The 504-nt window shown below is 49.0% G+C and carries 1 protein-coding gene; it reads right to left on the bottom strand.

From position 1 onward, the window contains the following. Positions 1-271: 271 nt before the first annotated feature. Positions 272-504, bottom strand: a 233-nt coding sequence (locus tag AC1DVH_RS32640) for a LexA family protein (RefSeq protein WP_477757241.1), incomplete at its 5' end; no start/stop codon positions are given.

Raw genomic sequence — 504 nt, 5'->3', positions numbered from 1 at the left:
GAATCGCATATGAAGTCTCAGATGAGTTTGCAGGAGGTGGGCGATGCATACGGTGGTCCTTAGTTTTTTCATTTGGAAGCGCCACCACAAAATGTCAAACAATTGACGGGTTGGGATAGTCCATTTCGGCAAGCTGCAAAAATCTTTATACAAAAAAGAGGAATACACGCCGCAAACTTACGAAAGTGAAAGAACTTGTGAGGACCAAAGACGAAAAAAGCCCGCTCATGGCGGGCTTTCTAAAGGCAGGCTAGATGGGGGGGCCAATGTCCTATAGCTTTTGCAGCGCCCTTACCACGACTCCAACGATTCGGCAGCTCTCTGCACACATCTCAGTAGGGTAGGCAGGGTTCAAGGGCCTTAAGTAACGTCGACCACCGTCATCTACGAGCTTCTTGAAGGTGGCTTGGTCACTGTCAGCCAATTTGGCCACAACAAGTTTTCCAGACTGAACGTCAGCCTCGGTATCAACAAGGATCAGCGTTCCTTCAGCAATGCTTGTCC

The organism is Pseudomonas sp. P4_C3, assembly GCF_056402075.1.
The sequence above is the reverse complement of the archived record's forward strand: the minus strand, read 5'-3'. Positions and strand labels throughout refer to the sequence as shown.